The sequence below is a fragment of the Streptomyces sp. NPDC019443 genome (genome assembly GCF_044389785.1).
Taxonomy (GTDB): domain Bacteria; phylum Actinomycetota; class Actinomycetes; order Streptomycetales; family Streptomycetaceae; genus Streptomyces.
In genome coordinates this window covers 155363-176384 of sequence record NZ_JBIRYJ010000001.1, presented here as the reverse complement: position 1 = coordinate 176384, position 21022 = coordinate 155363, and the positions used below count along the sequence as shown (strand labels likewise).

Here is a 21022-nt window from a genome sequence, read left to right as displayed (position 1 = left end):
GCTCAGTCCTGGCCCTTGGCCACCAGCCGCTCGAGAAGTTCCTGGAACTCGTCGCCGACCACGATCCGCAGACCCTCGCCGTCCTCGTCGTGGTCGCTGAGCTGAGTGAGCGTGCCGTCGCGCCACCAGTAGACGTACGGGCTGATGGCCCCGGGGGTGTCGACGTAGCCGGAGGCGGCGAAGGAGGCCATGGCGTTGAGGGCGGGGATCATCCCGGCGTCGTGGATGGCGTGGAAGGCGAGTTGGTGCCGGAAGGGCATGGCCACCAGCGCACCGTCGGCGGTGAGCTGCTGACCGGTCACCTGCCGTACGACGCTGTCCAGCGCCAGGACCCGGCTGGCGGTGTAGAAGGAGTCGCCGAGGACCACTTCGAAGCGCATGCCCTCGCCGTCCTTGACGGTCTCGTGCCCCTCGACGGGCAGTCCCCTGAGGTTGTAGAGCGCCTGGTCGCGCAGGTACTGGAGGTCGCCGAGGGGTTCCAGTGCCTCGTCGGTGAGCATCATGACGCTCTCCGGGAGGTCGAGCGCGATGATCTCGTACAGGCCGGGGGCAAGGGCGCGGGCGTAGCCGAAGTTCTCCGGGTTGAAGCCGTCGCGGCCGACGACGCGGGGGTAGAGCTGGGCGCGGATCTGCTCGGTGGGAAGAGTGTCGAGCGCGGAGGGGGCGTCCATGGTGCGAAGCACCATGCCGACGTGCTGGCGGACGAGTTCGGGCCAGGCCCGCGGTCCGCGTTCGTCGTTGTGGCAGACGGCAGCGAGGTTGGCGAGGCCGAACTGGCGGCCCGCGCTGTCGGTCACCACATCCGCGTAGACGGTCACCTCCAGGCCCGATTCGGCGAAGGCTTCCCGCACCTGGGCGCGGAAGCGTGTGCCCTCGTCGGCCGAGAAGAAGGAGAACTCGGGGTCCCGGGGTGCATCGCGTCCGTCGCGCTTCGGCCCTCGCCGGAACAACCCCACGTCAACCGCCTTCGCTCGTCCGCTCGCGTGCAGGGCTTCGAGCGTACCGACCCCGTCCGGCTCCTTCGCCGCGGGCCGGTGCGTGCGGCGGGCCCAGGGCGCTAAGGGGACTGAGTTACCACGAAGTCGGCGCGGTTGCGGCCACGGGCCACCAGCCGGGCGTTGGGCTCGTCGGAATCGTGGACCCAGCGCTCGGCGTACTGCCGCTGCTTGCCGAACCGCACATGCCGGTCGACCAGGCGGCGTACGCGCACGGCGTCGTCGATCTCCAGGTACCAGACCTCGTCGAGAAGGGGCCGGACCTGCGCCCAGGGGCCTTCGTCATGGAGAAGGTAATTCCCCTCGGTGACGATGAGCGGGACGTCGGGGGCGATCGGGATGCTGCTGCCGATCGGCTCCTCCAGGGCGCGGTCGAAGGCGGGTGCGTAGACCGTGGCGTCCGGCGCGGGGGCACGCAGCCGGGCGAGGAGGGCGGCGTATCCGGCGGCGTCGAAGGTGTCGGGGGCACCCTTGCGGCCGGCGCGGCCGAGGCGTTCGAGCTCCGCCTGGGCGAGGTGGAAGCCGTCCATGGGAACGAGGACGGCGAGCCCGTCGAGGGCGTCGACGAGATGGGCGGCGAGGGTCGACTTCCCGGCGCCCGGGGCTCCCGCGATGCCGAGGACGAGGCGGCGACCGGGGACGGCGAGGGTGCGGGCGCGGTACAGGACGTGCGGTGGGTACTGCGGCGGAGGTGGCGCGTGCATGCTGCGCATTGTTCCATCGCGTTGATCGATCTTCGTCATACGTATAATGTGGGGCGAATGTCCTTCATCGCCCTGGTCACCCTCGTCGTCCATGACTACGACGAGGCCATCGCCTTCTACACCGACGCGCTCGGCTTCGAGCTGGTCGAGGACACCGACCGCGGAGACGGCAGCCGCTGGGTGGTGGTCCGCCCGCGCGGGTCGGGCGGCGGCACCGCGCTGCTGCTGGCCCGCGCCAAGGGGGAGGTCCAGCGCGCGAGTGTGGGCGCGCAGACGGGCGGCCGGGTCGGCTTCTTCCTGCACACCGAGGATTTCGCGGCCGACCACGCGAGGATGACGGCGGCGGGCGTGCGCTTCCCGGAGGAACCGCGGCACGAGACGTACGGCTCGGTTGCGGTCTTCGAGGATCTGTACGGCAACCGCTGGGATCTGCTGCAGCCCAAGTAGTCAGCCGGGGCGATCGAGCTCCGCGCGAACGGTCTTCCCGAGCCCTCCGCGCTCCAGGACCTCCCACCGGCAGGCGAGCGCCTCGACGAGGACGAGGCCGCGACCGGATTCGGCCAGGGGTGGCAGCGGCGGTACGTCTCCCGGGTGGGGCGGTCGCTGCTCGGTACGGGTGTCAGAGACCTCGATCCGGAGGGTGTCCGGGCTCAGGGTGAGCGTCAGCTCGAAGTCCCGGCCGGGTACGCGCCCGTGGGTCGCCGCATTCGCGGCGAGTTCCGCGACGAGCACGGCGGCGGTGTCGGAGGGCTCGGAGTCGTACGGGATGCCCCAGGCGTGCAGCTGGTGGAGGGCGAGGCGCCTGGCGAGCCGGGCACCGCGGCGGGTGGCACTGAAGCGCTGGGTGAACACACGTACGGTGAGGGGCCGTTGGGGGCTGGGTGCGTGCATGCGACCACGGTGGCCGCCGGGAGCCGCGTTCCCCCAGATCAGCAACCCGTACGCCGAGTCAGCGTACGGGTACCCACAGTGGACAGTACGGGTAACTGACCGTGACCATGGGCGAGTTGCGGGGTTTCTCAGCGCAGGCACGTGGGAGGTGGCCGTAGATGACGGAGACGGCGGGCGCACCAGGCGGTTCGGGCGGGGAGCCGGAGGTCTCGGACAGCCTGAAGGCGTTCGGGGAGGTGGTCAAGGCCTTCCGGAGGCGGGCGAGGCTGACCCAGGAGGAGTTCGCGCCGAGGGTGCGGTACTCGCTCCCGACGGTGGCGTCGATCGAGCAGGGCCGCCGCTTCCCGCCGGCGGATTTCGTCGACCGGGCGGAGGAGGTCCTGGACGCGTTCGGCACGCTGAGGGGCGCGGCACGGCATCTGTCGCGGCGGCCGGGGCTGGCGAGCTGGTTCCGGCAGTGGGCGAGTCTGGAGGCGGAGGCGGTCAGTCTCTACACATACGAATGCCGGTTGATTCCGGGCCTGTTGCAGACGGAGGCGTACGCGCGGACGCTGTTCACGAACCAGCTGCCGCCGCTGGGCGACGAGCAGATCGAGGCACAGTTGGCCGCACGGCTGGAGCGGCAGCGGTTACTTCGGGAGCGGCCGAACACGGCGTACAGCTTCATCCTCGAAGAGCACCTGTTCCTGCGGCGGACGGGCGGGAGGCAGGTCACGCTGGAGCTGATCGACCACGTCCTCGGTCTCGCCGAACTCCGCAACATTGAGATCCAGATCATGCCGGTGGTACGGGAGGACCACGCGGGGCTGCACGGTCCGATGCAGTCGCTGGAGACCCCTGACAACCGGTGGCTCGGCTACTGCGAGGGGCAGGAGAGCGGCCAGTTCATCTCCGACCCGAAAGTGGTCAGCATGCTCCAGATGCGGTATGCCAGGATGCGGTCACAGGCTCTTACCCTGGAAGACTCCCTGAGCCTGTTGCGGCGTATGCGAGGAGCGGCATGAGCACCACTCAACTGGCCTGGTTCAAGAGCAGTTACAGCAGCGGCTCCGGCGACAGCTGCGTCGAAGTCGCCCTGTCCTGGCACAAGTCCAGCTACAGCGGCGGCTCCGGAGACGACTGCGTCGAGGTCGCCACCTGCCCCACCACCGTCCACGTCCGCGACTCCAAGGACACGGAGGGCCCCCAACTCGCCCTCGCCCCCGCCTCCTGGACCAGCTTCGTCACTTACGCCGCCGCCGAAGCACGGGGCTGACGCGGCTCTGAAGTCCGTGTTCAGGTCAGCCGGAAGACCGGGCCGCGAGGCGTGAACGGAAGGGAGCCGCCCTGCGGGATCAGGAAGGCGTGCTCGCGCCGGATCCGCAGGGGGTCGCACCAGCCGTCGGTGATCACGAGCACCGGGGCGGTGGGCGGGAAGTCACCGGCCCGCTGCAACAGATCGATCCCGGGCTGCAGCACGGTCCCGCCGCGACCGCGGACCCGTACCCGTCCGGCGATCTCGGCCGGTGGCAGATACCCGGAGTCGTACGCCGCGGCGTCGCAGAACACGACGCGTGCCGCCGGTACGTCGCGGGCATCGGCGTACGAGGCGATGGCGCCGAGCGCCTTGCCGAGCAGCGCGCTGTTCATCGAGCCGGAGGTGTCGAGGACGACTCCGAAGGTGCAGCGCGGTGTCTCCTCGGAGGGGAAGTACCGACCGGCGCGGGGAATGTCCGGGGTGGACGCCTGCCTCCTGGCCGGGCGGGCATAGGACCGCACGGGCTCGGGCCGGGGCACGAACTCGTCGAACCAGCGGGCCAGTCGCGCGTCCCACGGCACGGGCGGATGGGCCAGGGCCCTGATCTCCTGGATCAGCCCCGCGGGCAGCAGACCGCGTGCCCCGTACCGGTGAAGGTCGAAACCCTGGACCAGGCCGCGGCGGTAGAAGTCGTCCAGGTCGGCGTACGGGCGGCCGCCCGCGTGCGGCAGCGGCTCGCCGAGGATGTCACCGGCGCCCTTGCCGCGCAGGGTCGCGAGCCGGCGACGGCGGCGCAGGTCGGTGGCGATGCGGTCATAGACCTCCTCCACCGACAGGTCCTTGAGGTCCGGGTCGTACAGCAGCCCTTCGGGCATCTCGCCGACACGCATCTCGACGAGCCAGCCGTTCACGACGAAGTCGGCGGCGACGTTGAACAACAACGGGTCGCGGGCGCCGCAGCGTTCACCGTGACGCAGGGCGGCGTGCAGCATCTCGTGCGCGAGAATGAACCGCCATTCCTCGTCGGTGAAGGTGCGCAGCGGGTTGATGTAGATCTCCCCGGCGGCGGAGCTCACGGCGGCGACTGAGATGTCCTGGGCGCGGGCGAGCTCGGCGTCGGCGACGACGGTGATACCCGCCGCGAGTCCGCCGAGCAGTGGGTACGAGGAGACGAACCAGTTCAGGGCGCGGTTCCAGGGCCGCTGCGCGACGCGCTCTCCTGTCGTCCGGTCGCGACGGCCGCCCGCGACGTCCATGGCGGCGGACACGCTGCGGGTGAGCGCGTGCGCGAAGGCCGTCTCCCAGTCGGGCACGGTTGTGTTCCACTCCCGCCAGGGCCGCAGCACCTGGTCGGGGTGTTCGCCCGCGGTGCCGCAGTGCCCGTAGGCGGCGGGGATGCCGTCGCGGCGCCAGCGGGCTGCGAGCTCGGCCTCGTCGCCGCCGGGATACGTCTCGGGGAGGTGGTCGGGTGCCCGGCCGGCCGGGAAGGTGAGCAGGAAGCGGTTGACCACGGTGCAGCGGGCCGCGCGGTCGAATCGGTCGGGCTGCTCGCGCGGGTCGTCCTTGGCGGCCGGTACGTGTCCGAAGCCGAGGTGCAGCAGGCAGTGGGCGATCGTCCAGGCCCACTCGGCCGGCTCCGCACGCTTGGTGGGGTGGACGTGGACGGTGCCGTTGGAGTCGACGGCGGCCAGCCCTCCGGCGGGCGTTCCGGCGCACTTGGCCTGGCGGCAGAAGCGCGCGCCGACGGCCGCGAAGGCCGGGTTCCGTTTGACCAGCGCGAGCCCGGCGGCGAACGCCTCGGTGGCGGGGTCGGGCCTGTTCTTCTTTCTGGATGAGGAGCTCATCGCCGGGCCTCGACCAGCCGGGGCATGTCGCGTGCGGCCTCGACGAGGAACCAGGCGGGCAGCACCGGCAGACCGTCGCCGTCATCCGCGATGACGGTCTGCGCGACCTCGACGGAGATCTCGGCCAGCTGGACGAGCAGCGCCTTGGCCCGGTAGGCGGTCTGCCGCATGGACGGCGAGACATGCTCCTTCTGGCGCGGGAGCTCCTTCACCAGCCGCCCGCGGAACGCCTCCGCGAGGTAGTAGAGCAGGTCGCGGTCCTCCAGCCGGGTGGGCCAGGAGGCATCGCCCTTGAGGATCGCCTCGATGCCGAAGGTGTGGCGCACGATCTTCGCGTAGCCGCAGAAGGACACGGCGTGCGCGGGCGTGAGGGTGCCGTGCACGATCACCCGCAGGGTGGTCTCGTCGATGCCCGGCCCGAAGGAGTGCAGGGCGTCGGACAGCATGTGCCAGGACCGGGGTGTGGAGAACGGCTCCTCGGTCTTGGGCGGCTGGGACCACAGGTGGTCGGGCCGGTCGATGAGATAGTCCGTCACCCAGGGGTGGATGCCGTGCTCGCCCGCCCAGACCAGCCAGTCCGCCGCCGATGCCTGCAGATGGACGTGCGTGAGCCTGTTGACGAGCGCGGACGCGATCGGCCGCGCCAGGGCGTTGTCCGTGGCACGATTCCCGGCACCGATGACGATCGAACCGGCGGGCAGCTCGTAGGAGCCGATCCGACGGTCCAGGATCAGCGAGTAGAACGCCTTCTGGACGTCCGGAGCGGCGGCGTTCAGCTCGTCGAGGAAAAGGCAGTACGGCTCGTCCCGCGCGATGGCCTCGGGCGGGCAGAACACGGACCGTCCGTCCCGGATCTGCGGTACCCCGATGAGATCCTCGGGCGCGAGCTGCGTCCCGAGCAGACTGACGCACTCCAGGCCCAGCGATTCGGCGAACCTCCGCACGAGCGAGGACTTCCCGATCCCGGGCGCCCCCCACAGGAACACGGGCCGCACGGTGGCGAGCCCCAGCAGCAGTTCGGGTATCTGGGCGGGAGTGACGGTGACGGCAGCCTGCACGCGGTGGTGTTCCTTCGGCGTACTCGGAGAAGAAGATCGGGCCCGCCCAGTGTGGGCGGGCCCGATGGTCCCTCGCAGCCGATTTTCCGTCCGCGGGATCAGCCCTCGTCCGGCGTCAGTCGCAGCGAGATGCTGTTGATGCAGTACCGCTGGTCGGTCGGGGTCGGATAGCCCTCGCCCTCGAAGACGTGGCCCAGATGCGACCCGCACCTCGCGCACCGCACCTCCGTGCGGGCCATCCCGTGCGAGCGGTCCTCGATCAGCTCGACCGCGTCCGTGTCCTTCGGGTCGAAAAAGCTCGGCCAGCCGCAGTGCGACTCGAACTTCGTGTCCGAGCGGAAGAGCTCGGCGCCGCACGCCCGGCAGGAGTAGACGCCTGCCGTCTTGGTGTCCGTGTACTCACCGACGAAGGCGGGCTCCGTGCCGGCCTTCCGCAGGACCTGGTATTCCGCGGGGGACAGCTCCGCTCGCCACTGCTCGTCCGGCTTTTCGATGTCGTACGACATGAGAACGGCTCCCTTGGGTCTATCGGCCGGTCAGGCGGGCCAGGATGTCCGGACCCAGGTCCGTGACGTCGCCCGCGCCCATGGTGAGAACCAGATCACCGGGCTTCGCCATTCCCGCGACCACCTCGGGCACGGTCGCCTTGTCGTGGACGGCCGTCACGTCCGCGCCCGCCGCGTGCGCCGCGTCGATGATCAGGGCGCTGGTGATGCCCGGGATCGGGTCCTCGCGGGCCGGGTAGATGTCGAGGATCACGGACGCGTCGGCCAGTGCCAGGGCCTGGCCCATTTCCGTGCCGAGTTCCTGGGTGCGGGAGAAGAGGTGGGGCTGGAAGACGACCAGCAGCCGGGCGTCCGCCGCCGCGCCGCGCATCGCTTCCAGGTCGGCGGTCATCTCGGTCGGGTGGTGGGCGTACGAGTCGATGACCTGGACGCCCGCGGCCTCGCCCTTGAGCTGGAGGCGGCGCTTGACGCCGGTGTACTTGCCTATCGCCGATGCGAGGTTGTGCGCCGGGATGCCGAGGGCGACGCCGGCGGCAAGTGCGGCAACGGCGTTGTGCGCGTAGTGACGGCCGGGGACCGAGACCGTGAAGGTGAGGAACTTGTCGTTCAGCAGGACCGTGACCTCGCTGGTGAGGCCGCGTGGGGTGACCTTGTGGACGCGGACGTCCGCGGACTGGGCATCGCCGTAGGTGACGACCTTCAGCGTGGACAGGTCGCGGATACGGGAGGTGAGCTCGACGGCGCCGGGCTGGTCGGCGGAGATCACCAGCGTGCCGCCCGGGACGACCTTGCCGACGAACGTCTCGAAGGAGTCGTAGATCTCGTCCATCGAGGCGTAGTTGGCGTGGTGGTCGAGCTCCACATTGAGGACGATCGCGACCTCGGGGTCGTACTTCTGGAAGCTGCGGTCGCTCTCGTCGGCCTCTGCGACGAAGATGTCGCCCTCGCCGTGGCGGGCGTTCGTCCCCGGTCCGGCGAGGTCGCCGCCGATGGCGTACGCGGGGTCGAGGCCCAGCTCGGTCAGGGCCACGGCCAGCATGGAGGTGGTGGTCGTCTTGCCGTGCGTGCCCGCTACGGCGATCGAGCGCAGGCCCGTCATCAGCGAGGCCAGCGCGTCGGAACGGTGCACGACCGGGACGGACAGCTCGGCGGCGCGTGCCAGCTCCGGGTTGTCGGGGCGGATGGCGCTGGAGACGACCACGCAGGTCGCGTCGTCCGCGAGGTGCGAGGCCGCGTGCCCGATGTGGACAGTGGCACCCAGCGCCCGCAGGGCCTCGGCCGTCGCCGACTCCTTCGCGTCGCTGCCCGCGACCTTCGCTCCGCGCTGGGCGAGGATCTTCGCGATGCCCGACATTCCGGCGCCGCCGATGCCGATGAAGTGCGGGCGTTCCATGGCGCTAGGGACGGCGGGTGCCATGCGTGTGTCTCCCCAAGATGTACGAGCAAGATCAGCGAGCAAGATCAGCGAGCGAGGCGCACGGGTATGTGCGAGGGTCCAGCCTATTCGCTGTGCGCGAAGAGCTTGAGCACCGGTACGCCGACCTTGTGGCGGGCCCTGGAGGCCCAGTCCCGGTGGAAGAACTCCTCCACATAGTGCGGCGCGGTCAGCACGATCACTTCGTCCGCGCCCGACTCGTCGACGGCGGCCTTCAGCTTGTCCAGCGGATGGTCCTCGACCACTTGGCCCACGGCCTCGCAGCCGGCGGCCCGCAGCGCGGCGAGCGAGTGGTCCAGGGCGCGCTCGGCGGGGGCCTTGGCGTCCTGGCCCTCCGGCTCCTCGCCCTCGCGGACGGCTTCTCTCAGTTCGCCGATCGCCACGTCGTCGATGGCACGCAGCAGCAGGTCGGCCTGGTCGCCGCGGGGCTGCATCAGCACGACGAACGAGACCGCCTCGTCACCGTGCAGGGTGGTGACGAATTCCACGTCTTCGGAAGTCAGGGGCTTCTCGATCATCAATACGCTTGTGAACACGTTCGGAGCCCTTCTGCGGAACCATCCTTCCCCGTGCCCGCACGGGGTCTGCGAGACCAATTGTGCCCAGCCGGAGCACCGGCCGAAGCTAACCGGAACGACAAATTCCGCCGATTGTCAGATGTGACGGTAGCGGGTGAAAAGGAACCCCGCCTCTTCCAGCACCGAAGCCAGGGCGAACCTCTCCGGAACGGCCAGCGCCGGGCCGCCCGCGATCCGCTGCGCGTCCCCCGCCGTCAGCATCGGCGACAGGGTCAGGCACAGCTCGTCCAGTACCCCGGCCGCCACGAATTGACCCAGCAGCCGCGGCCCGCCCTCGGTGAGCAGCCGCACCAGACCGCGCTGCGCCAGCGCTTGTACCGCTCTGGCCGGCTCCACCCCGGGCCCGTCTCCGGCGATCACCACCTCCGCACCCGCCTTCTCCGCCGCGCGGATACGGTCCGGGGGCGCCGCGGCCCCCGTCAGCACCAGCGTCGGGACGAGCGGCTCGGCGAACAGCGGGAGCGAGTAGTCGAGGTCGAGTGAGGCGCTGACCACGGCGATCGCGGGCGCGGGGCCCTGGCCGGCCGCTGCCCGCCGCTCCGCGAAGGCATCCCGGGCGCGGGCCGGGCGGTACCCCTCCAGACGTACCGTTTCCGCGCCCACCACCACCGCATCGGCGAGCCCCCGCAGCGTGCCGAAGATCCGCATGTCGGTGTCGGACGAGATGAGCTGCGAGCGGCCCTCGTGCTGGGCGGCCCCGTCCAGGGACGAGACCATGTTCGCCCGCAGCCAGGCCCGGCCCGCGGCACCGGCCCCTCCCCCAGAACCGGCATCGGCACCCGTCCCGCCCCCGGAGCCTCCCCCGGATCCGGTCCCGAGGGCCGGATACACGTAGGCCTCTGCCGGATACGCGTAGGCCTCTGCCAGCTCGTCCAGGGACCACTCCCGGTCCACGGCGGCTGTCTGGTCGGTCACAGGGAGCAGACGTCGCATGCCGTGCAGTCTGGCACGCCCCTTACAGTTGGGAACTGTGTCGACCAGTGCCATAACCGAAGCGGCCCCGCTGTCCCTGTGCGCCCGCGAGCCGCATGTCCCCGCCGACCGGCTGGTCGCCGAGATGGTGCCGCCGCCGCGCTTCGACTCGGTGCGCTTCGATACGTACGTCCCCGACCCGAACCAGCCGAGCCAGAGCGAGGCGGTCACGGTCCTCGGCTCGTTCGCGGCGGGCCTCGGCGGGGCGCACGCGAGCGGCTCCGGCCGGCGCAGGTGGTTCGCCAGGAAGCCCGCGGCGCCCACCGGACCGCGCGGCGTCTACCTCGACGGCGGCTACGGCGTCGGCAAGACGCATCTGCTCGCCTCTCTGTGGCACGCCACCCCGGCCGACCCGTCGCTGAAGGCCTTCGGCACCTTCGTGGAGCTGACGAACCTCGTCGGCGCGCTCGGCTTCCAGCAGACCGTGCAGACCCTGAGCGGGCACCGGCTGCTCTGCATCGACGAGTTCGAGCTGGACGACCCGGGCGACACCGTCCTCGTCTCGACGCTGCTCGGCAAGCTGGTCGACGCGGGCGTCGCGCTTGCGGCCACCTCGAACACGCTGCCCGGCAAGCTCGGCGAGGGCCGGTTCGCCGCCGCCGACTTCCTCCGCGAGATCCAGGGGCTCTCCGCGCACTTCCGCCCGCTGCGCATCGACGGCGAGGACTACCGCCACCGCGGGCTGCCCGAGGCCCCTCCCCCGTACTCCGAGGAACAGGTCGCCAAGACCGCGTACGCGACCGACGGCGCCTCCCTCGACGGCTTCCCGCATCTGCTGGAGCACCTCGCGAAGGTGCACCCGAGCCGGTACGGGGCACTCACCGACGGTCTGCGCGCCGTCTGCCTCACCGATGTGCAGCCCATTGCGGACCAGTCGACGGCGCTGCGGCTGGTCGTGCTCGCCGACCGGCTGTACGACCGGGAGGTTCCGGTGCTCGCCTCCGGCATGCCCTTCGACCGACTGTTCAGCGAAGAAATGCTGAACGGCGGCTACCGCAAGAAGTACTTCCGGGCGATCTCCCGCCTCACTGCGCTGGCTCGGGACGCGAAGGGCTTGGTGTCCCAGTAGGTTGGGGCTGGTTGGTACCAATCCATCTGAAGGGACCCATCATGGCCACCACGCGTCAGGCGCACACCGTCTGGGAGGGCAACCTGCTCGAGGGCAAGGGGGTTGTGACCCTCGACTCCTCCGGCATTGGCGAGTACCCGGTCTCCTGGCCGTCGCGTGCGGAGCAGGCGAACGGCAAGACCAGCCCGGAGGAGCTGATCGCCGCCGCTCATTCCAGCTGCTTCTCCATGGCTCTCTCGCACGGACTCGCCCAGGCCGGCAACCCGCCGACCAAGCTGAACACCCAGGCCGAAGTGACCTTCCAGCCGGGCACGGGCATCACCGGCATCCACCTCACCGTGCAGGGCGAGGTCCCCGGTCTTGACGAGGCCGGCTTCGTCAAGGCGGCCGAGGACGCGAAGGCGAACTGCCCCGTCAGCCAGGCCCTTACGGGTACGAGCATCACGCTCACCGCCAAGCTGAGCTGACCCGGTCGCACCACGAGGCACAGTGACCCGCACGGTTCACGAGTAACCAATTCGGTGATACACACGTGCGGGTCACATCTCCTGTCCTCCCCCATGGCCTTCGGCATGGGGGTACCCCCACAGGGAGTTGCCTCATGTCCACAACACGCCGTCAGGTCCTGGCCCGCACCGGTGCGTTGAGCGCCTCAATCGCCTTCACCGGCGCCTTCTCCGAACTCTTCGCGGGCACCGCCGCCGCCCGCGGGCACAGCGGATACGGCCCGCTCGTCCCCGACCCCGCGGGACTGCTCGATCTGCCGAAAGGTTTTCGCTACCGGGTCCTGTCCCGGGAGGGCGAGCCGCTGCGCTCCGGCGAAGGCCGGGTCCCCAGCAACCATGACGGCATGGGGGCCTTCGCGGGCCGCCGCGGCCGCGTCCATCTCGTCCGCAACCACGAGAACCGCGTCCCCGCCGCGATCGGCGTCCCCACGGTCGAGGGCCTCACCTACGACCCGATGGGCAAGGGCGGCTGCACGGCGCTGGAGCTGGACGGCCGGGGCAATGTCCTGTCCGAGCGGGTAGCCATCGCCGGCACCGCCGTCAACTGCGCCGGCGGGCCCACCCCGTGGGGCACCTGGCTCACCTGCGAGGAGACCGAGGACAGGGCCGGCACCAACGGCTACACCAAGGACCACGGCTTCATATTCGAGGTCGACGGCGCCGATCCGCGCCGTACCGGAGCCGTACCGCTCACCGCGATGGGCCGCTTCCAGCACGAGGCGATCGCCGTCGATCCGCACAGCGGGATCGTGTACGAGACGGAGGACGCCTTCGAGCGGCCCTTCGGGCTCTTCTACCGCTTCCTGCCCTGCAAGCCGCTCGGCGGTACGGGCTCGCTGCGCGCGGGCGGGACGCTGGAGGCGATGCGGGTGCCGGGCGTGCCCGACCTGTCCGCGATCCAGGAGCCGGGCGCGAGCTTCGACCGGATCGAGTGGGCGCCCGTACCGGACAGTCAGGCGAAGCAAACGCCCATCAGGCTGCAGGACTTCGGCCCGAAGGGCATCACCCACGCCCAGAAGCTGGAGGGCTGCTACTGGGGCGGGAGTTCGGTGTACTTCGTCTCCAGCTTCGCGCACAGCGCTGAGGGCTCGGCGGCCGACCACTTCGGGCAGGTGTGGAAGTACGAGCCGCACCGGCGCCGGCTCACGCTGGTGATCGTCTTCGGGCCGAGTACGGACATCCAGCTGCCCGGTGAGTCCCCCGACAACATCTGCCTCGCGTCCGGCGGCGGGCTGATGGTGTGCGAGGACGGCGGCGGTGCGCAGCATGTGTACGGACTGACCAAGCGCGGCGAGGTCTATCCGATGGCGCGTGGGCGGCAGAACATCGGCACGCCCGAGGCCCCGGAGTGGGGCGAGTTCGCGGGAGTCACCTTCTCGCCGGACGGGGAGACCATGTACGTCAACTGCTATGCACCCGGCACGACGTTCGCGGTGACCGGACCCTGGCGCTGATACACGCGGTTTGCGCTGAATCTCCTCTTCCCACGCCACGTTCGGGGGAGCAGCTGTTCCGCAGGTCGACTTCGACGTGGCGGAATACCGGAAGCGGCTGCCGCAGGACTGACCTGCGGGCAGCCGCCCGGATCCGCCCGCGGGGCCGCCCCGCGTGCCGTATGACTACTCGATGACGAGCTCGACCGGCAGGTTGCCGCGGGTGGCCTTGGAGTAGGGGCAGTAGGCGTGGGTCTTCTCCAGGAGTTCGCGGCCCGCCTCGCCCTGGAGGTGGTCGGGCAGCTCGACGCGCATGACCACGGAGAGGGCGAAGCCGCCGTCGGTGTCCTTGCCGATGCTGACCTCGGCGGTCACCGAGGCGTCCTTGACGTCGATCTTCTCCATGCGGCCGATGGCACCCATCGCGCTGGCGAAACAGGCGGCGTAACCGGCGGCGAAGAGCTGCTCGGGGTTGGTCCCCTGGCCGTTGCCGCCGAGGGCCTTGGGGTGGGCGAGCGGCAGGTCGACGTGGCCGTCGGAGCTGACGGCACGGCCTTCGCGGCCGTTGGCGGTGGCGACAGCGGTGTAGAGCGCGTCCATGAGTTGCATCCCTCTTCGTCCGTGGGGGAACCGTTGGCTACCATAGTGACACACAATTTAGTTGCGTACAACTAAATGGCGTACGAGTTACGACCAGGTATGCTGTCTCCATGGAGAAGACGACGTTGACGACCGTGCCGGACGAGGACTTCCTGCGCCTCGACAACCAGATCTGCTTCTCGCTGCACGCCGCGTCCCGCGCCTTCAACGGCGTCTACCGGACCGCGCTGAAGGATCTGAGCCTCACCTATCCGCAGTACCTGGTGATGCTGGTGCTCTGGGAGCACGGCGAGCTGCCGGTGAAGCGGATCGGCGAGCATCTGCGGCTGGACTCGGGCACGCTGTCACCGCTGCTCAAGCGCCTGGAGGCGGCGGGTTACGTGGAGCGCAGGCGCAGCCCGGAGGACGAGCGCTCGGTCACCGCCCGGCCCACGGCCGAGGGTGCCGCGCTCCGCGAGCAGGCGCTGGACGTGCCACGCAGGATCGCGGTGGCCACCGGGATGCCCCTGGAGCGCATCCGCGAGCTGCGCGCCGATCTCAATGCGCTTACCGCGAGGCTGGACACCGCCGACCCGGACGCGGCCGACTGCGCGGCGGCCGACGACTGAGGTCCGGGTCGCTCATGGCTGGGCAGACGTACGGCCCCGGGCATCCGCCGACACCCGGGGCCGTTACCTGGAGACGTCAGCCGCTCTGACCGAGGCCGTCGTGTGCGCCGCCGTCGTCGGCCGCGCCGCCGTCACCCGCAGCGCCGCCGTTGTCCTGAGCACCGGGGTCGGCCGTCGCGCCGTCGTCGGCCGCGCCGCCGTCCGCCGCCGCGCCACCGTTGTCCTGAGCGCCCGGGTCTTCCGTTGCGCCACCGTCCGCCGCGCCGCCATTGTCCTCAGCACCGCCATTGTCCTCAGCGCCGCCGTTGTCCTCAGCGCCGCCGTCCGCCGCGCCACCATTGCCCTCAGCGCCGCCGTCACCCGCCGCGCCGCCGTCACCGATCTGGGCGCCGACCGCTGCCAGGGCCGTCGTCACGGGCTGGAAGAACGTCTCGCCGCCCGCGGTGCAGTCTCCGCTGCCGCCGGAGGTGAGGCCGATCGCGCTCCCGTCCTGGGTGAACAGCGAGCCGCCGCTGTCGCCCGGCTCCGCGCAGACATCGGTCTGGATGAGCCCGGTGACCGTGCCCTCCGGGTAGTTCACGGTGGCGTCGAGGCCGGTGACCGAGCCGTCCTTCAGCCCGGTGGTGCTTCCCATACGGAACACCTCCTGGCCGACCGCGGCGTCGGCCGCCTGCGTGATCGACACGGTCTGTCCGTTGCCCACGTCGACCGTGCTCGCGGCTTGCGTCGCCGGGTCGTCGTACGTGACGAGCGCGAAGTCACCGTCGCCGGGGAACGTCGCCGCCTGGACAGTGCCGATGGGCTCGCCGTTCGGCTCCTCCGACCACTGCTCGGCGGCGACACCGCAGTGACCTGCGGTCAGGAAGCCGGGGCTGCCGTCCTGAGTGGTGACATTGAAGCCGAGCGAGCAGCGCGCGCCGCCGCCGAAGATGGCGTCGCCGCCCTCCACGAAGGGCTTGAACTCACCTGCGGACTTCTGGATCCGGGCCATGCCCGTGCCCAGGGACTTCACGGCCGATTCGATTCTGTCCCACCGCTCGCCCGACACCGTGCGGTCCGCCGTGACGAGGATCTGGTTGGTCTTCGGGTCGACGGCCCACGCCGTTCCCGGGATGGTGGCCTTCTCGGCCAAGGTGCTCGCGGCGGACTTCAGTTCGCCCGCGCTGTTCTCGACACTCCGCGCCAGGGCGCCGGCCTTCTTGACCTCGACGATGACGTTGTTGTCGTTGCCCACCACATTGACGACGACCTGCTGCTTCTCGGCGTCGTAGTACGCCCCACCGTAGGCCTCGCCCAGCTTCTCGCCGAGCTTCGAGACGAGATCCGCCGCCGATGCGGCGCTCATCGTCCTGGGGGCCGACCGTGCCTCGGAGTCGGATTCCGACTGCGAAGCGTTGGCGTGGGGCAGCAGGATGGCCGCTGCGGCGATTCCCACCGCCCCAGCTCCCGCCAAAATGGCCTTCCGCTTGGGTATTCGCCTGTGACTCAACTCGTCGCCTCCTGTAGGGGGGTACGGAGTCCGGTTGCCGACGGAAACCGGGGGACGCGTCCGACCGTTGATACGGATGGGGCGGGAGTTGTACTCATCCACGGTGCGCGACAAGTTTTCTGACGGCCTGTCACCGGAGTCGACATGCGCTCAATCGGATAGCTTGCGCCAGTGACGACTTTCGTACGAAGACTTATGGTCGCGGCCGTTATGGGCACCCTGCTCGTCGGCTGCGACAGCAGTTCCGAGAAGGCCTCCCCCATCTCCCCCAGCAGGGCGACCGCGCCCGTCTCGCCCCAGCCCGGGAAATCACCCCGGCCCGAGAAGTCACCCCAGCCCGGAAAGCCGGTCGACAGGGTCGAAAAGAACGCTCCCAACGGCCTGACGCCCGTATTCGAGCGCGCGCCAAAAGCAGCATCCAAGACTGTCGCGCTCACCTTCGACGCCGACATGACGGCCGATCAGGGGCCGCGGGCCGCCCGCGGGGAGCGCTTCGACAACCCCGCCCTGATCGCCTCGCTGCGGAAGCTGGACGTACCGTCGACGGTCTTCATGACGGGCCGCTGGGCCGAGGAGTACCCCGACCAGGCGAAGTCGATCGGCAGCGACCAACTCTTCGAGGTCGCAAATCACTCGTACAGCCACTACGCCTTCAAGTCCCCCTGTTACGGACTGCCGGTGGTGGACAAGAACGACATGCGGGCCGACGTGGACCGGGCCTTCGCCTCGTTCAAGAAGGCCGGGGTGCGCAATGTGGTGCCGTACTTCCGCTTCCCCGGTGGCTGTTACAACGACGCGGCCCTGCGGGCCATCGCCCCGGCGAAGGTGACCGCGGTCCAGTGGGACGTCATCAGCGGCGATGCCTTCGCCACGAGCGCCGACGCGGTCGCCGAGCAGGTGCTCGCGGGCGTGCGGCCGGGATCCCTGGTGGTCATGCACTGCACGCGCAGCGCGGCTCCCGTCACCGAGCAGGCTGTCCGGAGGATCGTCCCCGAGCTGCGCAAGCGCGGCTACCGCTTTGTGAAGGTCTCCGACCTCATGCGCGGCTAGCCGGAGGGGTCAGCCCGAGCACGCCGTCCGCTGGGCCTCCTGCCATTCGCATACGGGGCAGAGCGTCACACCCTTGACCGACTCCGGATACTCCGTCGGCTTCCGGCACAGCACGCAGTCGGCAAACGGCGGGCCGCCGGCCGCCGTGGGCGCGCGGTCCGGGGCCTCGCAGTACGACTCGTCCATGCGTCGAGGTCAGCCGGCCGACGCCTTCTGGGGGGTGAGCTCGCTGGGCCGTACGATCACGAATCCTTCGCCCTGGAGCATCAGCTGGACGGCCTCGCCCGAGCCGCCGCGGATCATCGAGCCCACGGACTGCGAACGGTGCAGGGAGGTTTGCAGCTGGGCGCTCCAGCCGACGACCGCGTCCGTGTCGACGTACACCGGCTGCGCGGCGGTGACGGGTATCACGATGGGGTTGCCCTCGCAGATGACGGCGAGCTTTCCATAGCCGGTGAAGAGGCTGTTGAAGAGCCCACCGCCGGTCATGCCGGCGCCCTTCACCGTCTTGATCTCGTACGAGAGGGTGGCGTCGAAGCACAGGACGTTGCGGCCGTTGACGGTGAGCGCGTCGCCCTGGTCGATGTCGACGATGAAACAGTTGGCGGCCTCGTGCGCGAACCACGCCTCGCCCTGGCCGCGCACCGCCATCAGCGGCAGGCCCTCACCGGTGACGGCGCGTTTGAGCATGCCGCCTATGCCCTGGCCCTTGCGCTCGAACTGGAGATTGCCGCGGAAGGCGATCATCGATCCCTGTCGCGCGTGCATCTCGCCGTTGACGGCGTACTTGATCGACTTTGCGTTCTGCAGGGTCATGCCGGGCGCGGTGGCCGGCTGCGCCATGTTCTCGGAAGCGAAGAGATCACTTTTCATGGTGTGCATCGTGTCCCGGAGGTACCCGTTCCGCCAACAGTCTCGACGGGCAGAACAGCAGCGGCTGGCAGACTTGCCGGTGTGAGCAGCGAAGAAACCCGCCCCGACAGCCCCGCCGATGGTCCCGCAGGCAGCCCCGTCGGCAGTCCCGCCGACAGCCCCTTCCGACACGAGAGCACCGCACGCGACGAGGCCCCGCAGTTCGTGCTTCCGCTGGTGGTGCGCATCGAGAAGGCCGAACCCCCGTCCCGTACCGACGCGCTGGAGACCGCGGCTCGCGCCGTGCTCGACATCCTGAGCGACGAGCGGTCGGCGGGCGTCGGAGAGTGGGCGCAGTCGATGCGGGACTGGCAGGACGCCCGGATCCGCAAGGTCGTGCGGCGGGCGCGCGGCGCGGAGTGGCGCAAGGCCGGGGCGCTTCCTGGCACCACGGTGACGGGCGGGACCGCCGAGGTACGGGTCTTCCCGCCCGTACCTCTGGACGGCTGGCCCAAGGAGCTGGCCAAGCTCCAGGTCTCGGGCACGGATCTGGACGACCCCGAGCCGCCCGCCGCGCCCGACCTCGCGGCCCCGGTGCTGTGGCTGAGCCCGGATGTCGGCATGTCGGCGGGCAAGGCGATGGCGCAGGCCGGACACGGTGCCCAACTGGCCTGGTGGGAGCTGTCGGAGGCGGACCGCAAGGCGTGGCGCGAGGCCGGTTTCCCGCTCTCCGTGCGCACCGCGGATCCGGCGCGCTGGCGAAAACTCACGGTCAGCGGCCTGCCGGTGGTGCGGGACGCCGGCTTCACGGAGATCGCTCCGGGGTCGTGCACGGTGGTCGCGGACCATCCCTCACTGCGCGGCTGAACACGGCGGGCCCGCCGTACGTACCTCTCAATACCGCCAAGTAGGTTGAGCGCTGATTTGTTGGCGGTTGGTTGCCGAGAAACTCATCGGTTCAGGAGGCACTTTGTTGCGGCGCATCAACGGGACAGCTCTCATCATCGCGGCTCTGGTCGCCACGGTAGGCGCGCTTGCGTTCCCCGTGTGGTCGTACGCGGACCGTTCCGGCACCGGGCAGGACAATCTCAACGCCTCGAGCGTTGCGACGCAGTGGGGTCCGCTGTCCGCGGCGGACCGCGATCTGCTGGTGAAGGTCCGGCTGGCCGGGCTGTGGGAACTGCCCGCCGGGCAGCAGGCGATCGAGCGAGCTCCGAGCAAGGCGATCAAGGATGCGGGCGACCACCTCGTGGTCGGCCACGCCGACCTCGACAAGCGGTCGCGCGATGTAGCGGCGAAGCTCGGCGTCGAGCTGCCGAATCAGCCGACGGAGCAGCAGCAGGCGTGGCTGCGGGAGCTGTCGGCGGCGAGCGGGCAGGAGTACGAGCGGAAGTTCGCCAATATCCTGCGCAATGCGCACGGCAAGGTCTTCGGGGCGATCGCGCAGGTCCGGCACACCACGCGGAACACACTGATACGTCAGCTGGCGAGCGACGCGAACCAGACGGTGCTCGACCACATCACCATGCTGGAGGCGACCGGAATGGTCGACTTCGACGCGATCGCCAACGAGGCTGCGGGCGGGGCGACGGCCAGCCCGACCGGTCCGCCGCCGCCGAACGGCAACCTGCCGCCGCAGCCGGCGCCGGCGTCGCCGTCCGGGAACGACCAGTCCTTCACCTCGCGGCCGTCCACGCAGCCGGGGCCACCGACAGCGATCAACACCAACCGTCCGTAGCGCAGGCGCGCCGGGTTCCGGCCGGAACCGGCTGGAACCCGCCGGAACCTCAAATGAAGCTCTGAACGTCCCCTCCTCTGGGTTCGCCGCTGTCCGGCGGGGCCATGAGCTCTGCACGCACCGTCACACGGCGCAGAGGAGGGGGACCCAATGAAACTCGGTATCGGCATCGGCTGGCGCCCGGAGATCGCGGACGCGGTGGAGGAGCTGCCAGGCATCGACTGGGTCGAGGTCGTCGCGGAGAACATCTGCCCGGGCCATCTGCCCGCCGCGCTGACCCGGCTGCGCTCGCGCGGCACGCGGATCGTCCCGCACGGCGTCTCACTGGGTCTGGGCGGCGCGGACCGCCCCTCCGCACAGCGGCTCGCTGACCTGGCCGAGCGGGCGACGGCACTGGGCGCGCCCCTGGTCACCGAACACATCGCGTTCGTACGGGCCGGAGGCGTGCTCACCGCGTCCCCGCAGCTGGAGGCGGGCCACCTGCTGCCCGTGCCGCGCACCTGGGACGCGCTGAAGGTGCTCTGCGAGAACGTCCGCATCGCACAGGACTCCCTGCCGGTGCCGCTGGCACTGGAGAACATCGCGGCGCTGATCTCCTGGCCCGGTGAGGAGCTCACGGAGGGCCAGTTCCTGGCGGAGCTGGTCGAGCGGACGGGCGTAGGCCTGCTGATCGACGTGGCCAACCTCCACACGAACCATGTCAACCGCGGCGAGAACCCGGCGGCGGCGCTCGACGAACTCCCGGTCGAGGCGATCGCGTACGTCCACGTGGCGGGCGGCACCGAACGCGACGGCATCTGGCACGACACCCACTCGCACCCGGTCACCGAGCCGATCCTGGACATCCTGTCGGACCTGCGGGCACGGGTGTCCCCGCCAGGGGTGCTGCTGGAGCGCGACGACGACTTCCCGCCCAAGGAGGAGCTGGCGGAGGAGTTGACGACGATCCGCGGGAGGGTAGCGGGGCAGCCCGCCGGGCCGCGCGGCGAAGCCCGCGCGCGAGGGGGCCTGGGGGCCCGCCCGAAGGTTGTGGAGAGCAGCTCACCCAACGCCCGCGAGCGCGTCGCGCTCTCACAGGCCGCCCTTCTCTCCGCTCTCGTCGCCGGCACTCCCGCCCCCGAAGGCTTCGACTCACAGCGCCTGCGCGTCCAGAGCCGTGCCCTCGCCGCCAAGCGTGCCGACGTCGTCGCCAAGGTGGCCCCGGAGCTGCCCGAGATCCTCGGTGACGGATACCGCGCCGCGTTTCTCGCGTACGCCAAGGGCCGCCCCATGCACGACGGTTACCGCCGCGACGCGCTCGACTTCGCCGAGCAGCTGCTCGTCTCCGGACGTCCCGATGACGACAATGCCCGCCGCCTGCTCACCCGTTGGTGGGAGGAGCGCGCCGCAGCCCATCCGCCGCGCCGGGGGACCCGGCTCGTCCGTGCGGCCCGCGCCGCGCTCGTCAGGCGGTGAGC

24 protein-coding genes are annotated in these 21022 nt (G+C 70.4%); 11 read left to right on the top strand and 13 right to left on the bottom strand.

The genetic code is table 11. From position 1 onward, the window contains the following. Nucleotides 1-2: 2 nt before the first annotated feature. Complete coding sequence (locus ACH492_RS00795) at nt 3-956, bottom strand: hypothetical protein (protein ID WP_307660495.1); 954 nt, start codon at nt 954-956, stop codon at nt 3-5. Between the two features lie 101 nt (nt 957-1057). After that, nucleotides 1058-1699, bottom strand: coding sequence for a nucleoside/nucleotide kinase family protein (locus ACH492_RS00790; protein WP_398981358.1), 642 nt, complete (start codon nt 1697-1699; stop codon nt 1058-1060). A gap of 57 nt (nt 1700-1756) precedes the next feature. Here ACH492_RS00790 and ACH492_RS00785 point away from each other — a divergent pair, with 57 nt between their 5' ends. Continuing rightward, complete coding sequence (locus ACH492_RS00785; RefSeq protein WP_398981356.1) at nt 1757-2146, top strand: VOC family protein; 390 nt, start codon at nt 1757-1759, stop codon at nt 2144-2146. Here the strand turns inward: ACH492_RS00785 and ACH492_RS00780 are convergent, their stop codons facing one another. After that, on the bottom strand, nt 2147-2590 hold the full coding sequence (locus ACH492_RS00780) for an ATP-binding protein (RefSeq protein WP_398981354.1): 444 nt from the start codon (nt 2588-2590) through the stop codon (nt 2147-2149). Nucleotides 2591-2748: 158 nt separating this feature from the next. Here ACH492_RS00780 and ACH492_RS00775 point away from each other — a divergent pair, with 158 nt between their 5' ends. Next, nucleotides 2749-3594, top strand: coding sequence for a helix-turn-helix transcriptional regulator (locus ACH492_RS00775; RefSeq protein WP_175263791.1), 846 nt, complete (start codon nt 2749-2751; stop codon nt 3592-3594). Next, nucleotides 3591-3845 carry a DUF397 domain-containing protein gene (locus ACH492_RS00770; RefSeq protein WP_398981351.1) on the top strand — a complete coding sequence of 85 codons (255 nt, stop codon included), beginning with the start codon at nt 3591-3593 and terminating at the stop codon, nt 3843-3845. The genes ACH492_RS00775 and ACH492_RS00770 overlap by 4 nt, the downstream gene beginning before the upstream one ends. A gap of 20 nt (nt 3846-3865) precedes the next feature. On the opposite strand, the gene ACH492_RS00765 is transcribed toward ACH492_RS00770, so the two are convergent. The 6 genes from ACH492_RS00765 to ACH492_RS00740 form a co-directional block, all read right to left on the bottom strand. Then, nucleotides 3866-5671: a hypothetical protein gene (locus ACH492_RS00765; protein WP_398981349.1), complete on the bottom strand. Its 1806-nt coding sequence runs from the start codon at nt 5669-5671 to the stop codon at nt 3866-3868. After that, the gene (locus ACH492_RS00760; protein ID WP_398981347.1) at nt 5668-6729 is read right to left on the bottom strand and encodes an ATP-binding protein; all 1062 of its coding nucleotides are present in this window, start codon (nt 6727-6729) and stop codon (nt 5668-5670) included. Before ACH492_RS00760 ends, ACH492_RS00765 begins: the two co-directional genes overlap by 4 nt. A 98-nt stretch (nt 6730-6827) precedes the next feature. Continuing rightward, on the bottom strand, nt 6828-7235 hold the full coding sequence (gene msrB / locus ACH492_RS00755; protein ID WP_398981345.1) for a peptide-methionine (R)-S-oxide reductase MsrB: 408 nt from the start codon (nt 7233-7235) through the stop codon (nt 6828-6830). A gap of 19 nt (nt 7236-7254) precedes the next feature. After that, a complete protein-coding gene (gene murC, locus ACH492_RS00750) occupies nt 7255-8652 on the bottom strand; it encodes a UDP-N-acetylmuramate--L-alanine ligase (protein ID WP_398981343.1) in 1398 nt (465 codons plus the stop codon). An 83-nt stretch (nt 8653-8735) separates the two neighbouring features. Continuing rightward, complete coding sequence (locus ACH492_RS00745; RefSeq protein WP_398981341.1) at nt 8736-9206, bottom strand: indole-3-glycerol phosphate synthase; 471 nt, start codon at nt 9204-9206, stop codon at nt 8736-8738. Nucleotides 9207-9323: 117 nt separating this feature from the next. Beyond that, nucleotides 9324-10181, bottom strand: coding sequence for a pyrimidine reductase family protein (locus ACH492_RS00740; RefSeq protein WP_398981339.1), 858 nt, complete (start codon nt 10179-10181; stop codon nt 9324-9326). Between ACH492_RS00740 and zapE the strand changes: the two genes are divergently transcribed. From zapE to ACH492_RS00725, 3 genes are all read left to right on the top strand, one after another. Then, on the top strand, nt 10180-11289 hold the full coding sequence (zapE, locus tag ACH492_RS00735) for a cell division protein ZapE (protein ID WP_398981337.1): 1110 nt from the start codon (nt 10180-10182) through the stop codon (nt 11287-11289). The two genes, ACH492_RS00740 and zapE, sit on opposite strands and share 2 nt — an antisense overlap. Nucleotides 11290-11330: 41 nt before the next feature. Then, nucleotides 11331-11756, top strand: a complete 426-nt coding sequence (locus ACH492_RS00730) for an OsmC family protein (RefSeq protein ID WP_307660505.1) — start codon at nt 11331-11333, stop codon at nt 11754-11756. 134 nt (nt 11757-11890) lie between these two features. Further along, on the top strand, nt 11891-13249 hold the full coding sequence (locus ACH492_RS00725) for an alkaline phosphatase PhoX (protein ID WP_398981335.1): 1359 nt from the start codon (nt 11891-11893) through the stop codon (nt 13247-13249). 165 nt (nt 13250-13414) lie between these two features. Here the strand turns inward: ACH492_RS00725 and ACH492_RS00720 are convergent, their stop codons facing one another. Then, complete coding sequence (locus tag ACH492_RS00720) at nt 13415-13828, bottom strand: organic hydroperoxide resistance protein (protein WP_307660507.1); 414 nt, start codon at nt 13826-13828, stop codon at nt 13415-13417. A 110-nt stretch (nt 13829-13938) separates the two neighbouring features. On the opposite strand from ACH492_RS00720, the gene ACH492_RS00715 reads away from it, so the two are divergent. Beyond that, a complete protein-coding gene (locus ACH492_RS00715) occupies nt 13939-14436 on the top strand; it encodes a MarR family winged helix-turn-helix transcriptional regulator (protein WP_398981333.1) in 498 nt (165 codons plus the stop codon). 76 nt (nt 14437-14512) lie between these two features. Here the strand turns inward: ACH492_RS00715 and ACH492_RS00710 are convergent, their stop codons facing one another. Further along, the gene (locus ACH492_RS00710) at nt 14513-15925 is read right to left on the bottom strand and encodes a S1 family peptidase (protein ID WP_398981332.1); all 1413 of its coding nucleotides are present in this window, start codon (nt 15923-15925) and stop codon (nt 14513-14515) included. A gap of 171 nt (nt 15926-16096) precedes the next feature. Here ACH492_RS00710 and ACH492_RS00705 point away from each other — a divergent pair, with 171 nt between their 5' ends. Continuing rightward, on the top strand, nt 16097-16975 hold the full coding sequence (locus ACH492_RS00705) for a polysaccharide deacetylase family protein (protein WP_398981331.1): 879 nt from the start codon (nt 16097-16099) through the stop codon (nt 16973-16975). Between the two features lie 9 nt (nt 16976-16984). Here ACH492_RS00705 and ACH492_RS00700 read toward each other — a convergent pair whose 3' ends face one another. Both ACH492_RS00700 and ACH492_RS00695 read right to left on the bottom strand, forming a co-directional pair. Further along, entirely contained in the window at nt 16985-17161 is a 177-nt protein-coding gene (locus ACH492_RS00700; RefSeq protein WP_307660510.1) for a hypothetical protein, read from the bottom strand. Between the two features lie 9 nt (nt 17162-17170). After that, nucleotides 17171-17848 carry an AIM24 family protein gene (locus tag ACH492_RS00695; protein WP_398981329.1) on the bottom strand — a complete coding sequence of 226 codons (678 nt, stop codon included), beginning with the start codon at nt 17846-17848 and terminating at the stop codon, nt 17171-17173. Between the two features lie 81 nt (nt 17849-17929). Between ACH492_RS00695 and ACH492_RS00690 the strand changes: the two genes are divergently transcribed. The 3 genes from ACH492_RS00690 (at nt 17930) to ACH492_RS00680 (ending at nt 21020) form a co-directional block, all read left to right on the top strand. Next, entirely contained in the window at nt 17930-18694 is a 765-nt protein-coding gene (locus tag ACH492_RS00690) for an aminoacyl-tRNA hydrolase (RefSeq protein WP_398981327.1), read from the top strand. Between the two features lie 106 nt (nt 18695-18800). Further along, nucleotides 18801-19565: a DUF4142 domain-containing protein gene (locus ACH492_RS00685; RefSeq protein ID WP_398981325.1), complete on the top strand. Its 765-nt coding sequence runs from the start codon at nt 18801-18803 to the stop codon at nt 19563-19565. Between the two features lie 150 nt (nt 19566-19715). Next, entirely contained in the window at nt 19716-21020 is a 1305-nt protein-coding gene (locus ACH492_RS00680) for a DUF692 domain-containing protein (RefSeq protein WP_398981323.1), read from the top strand. The last annotated feature ends 2 nt before the right edge of the window (nt 21021-21022 follow it).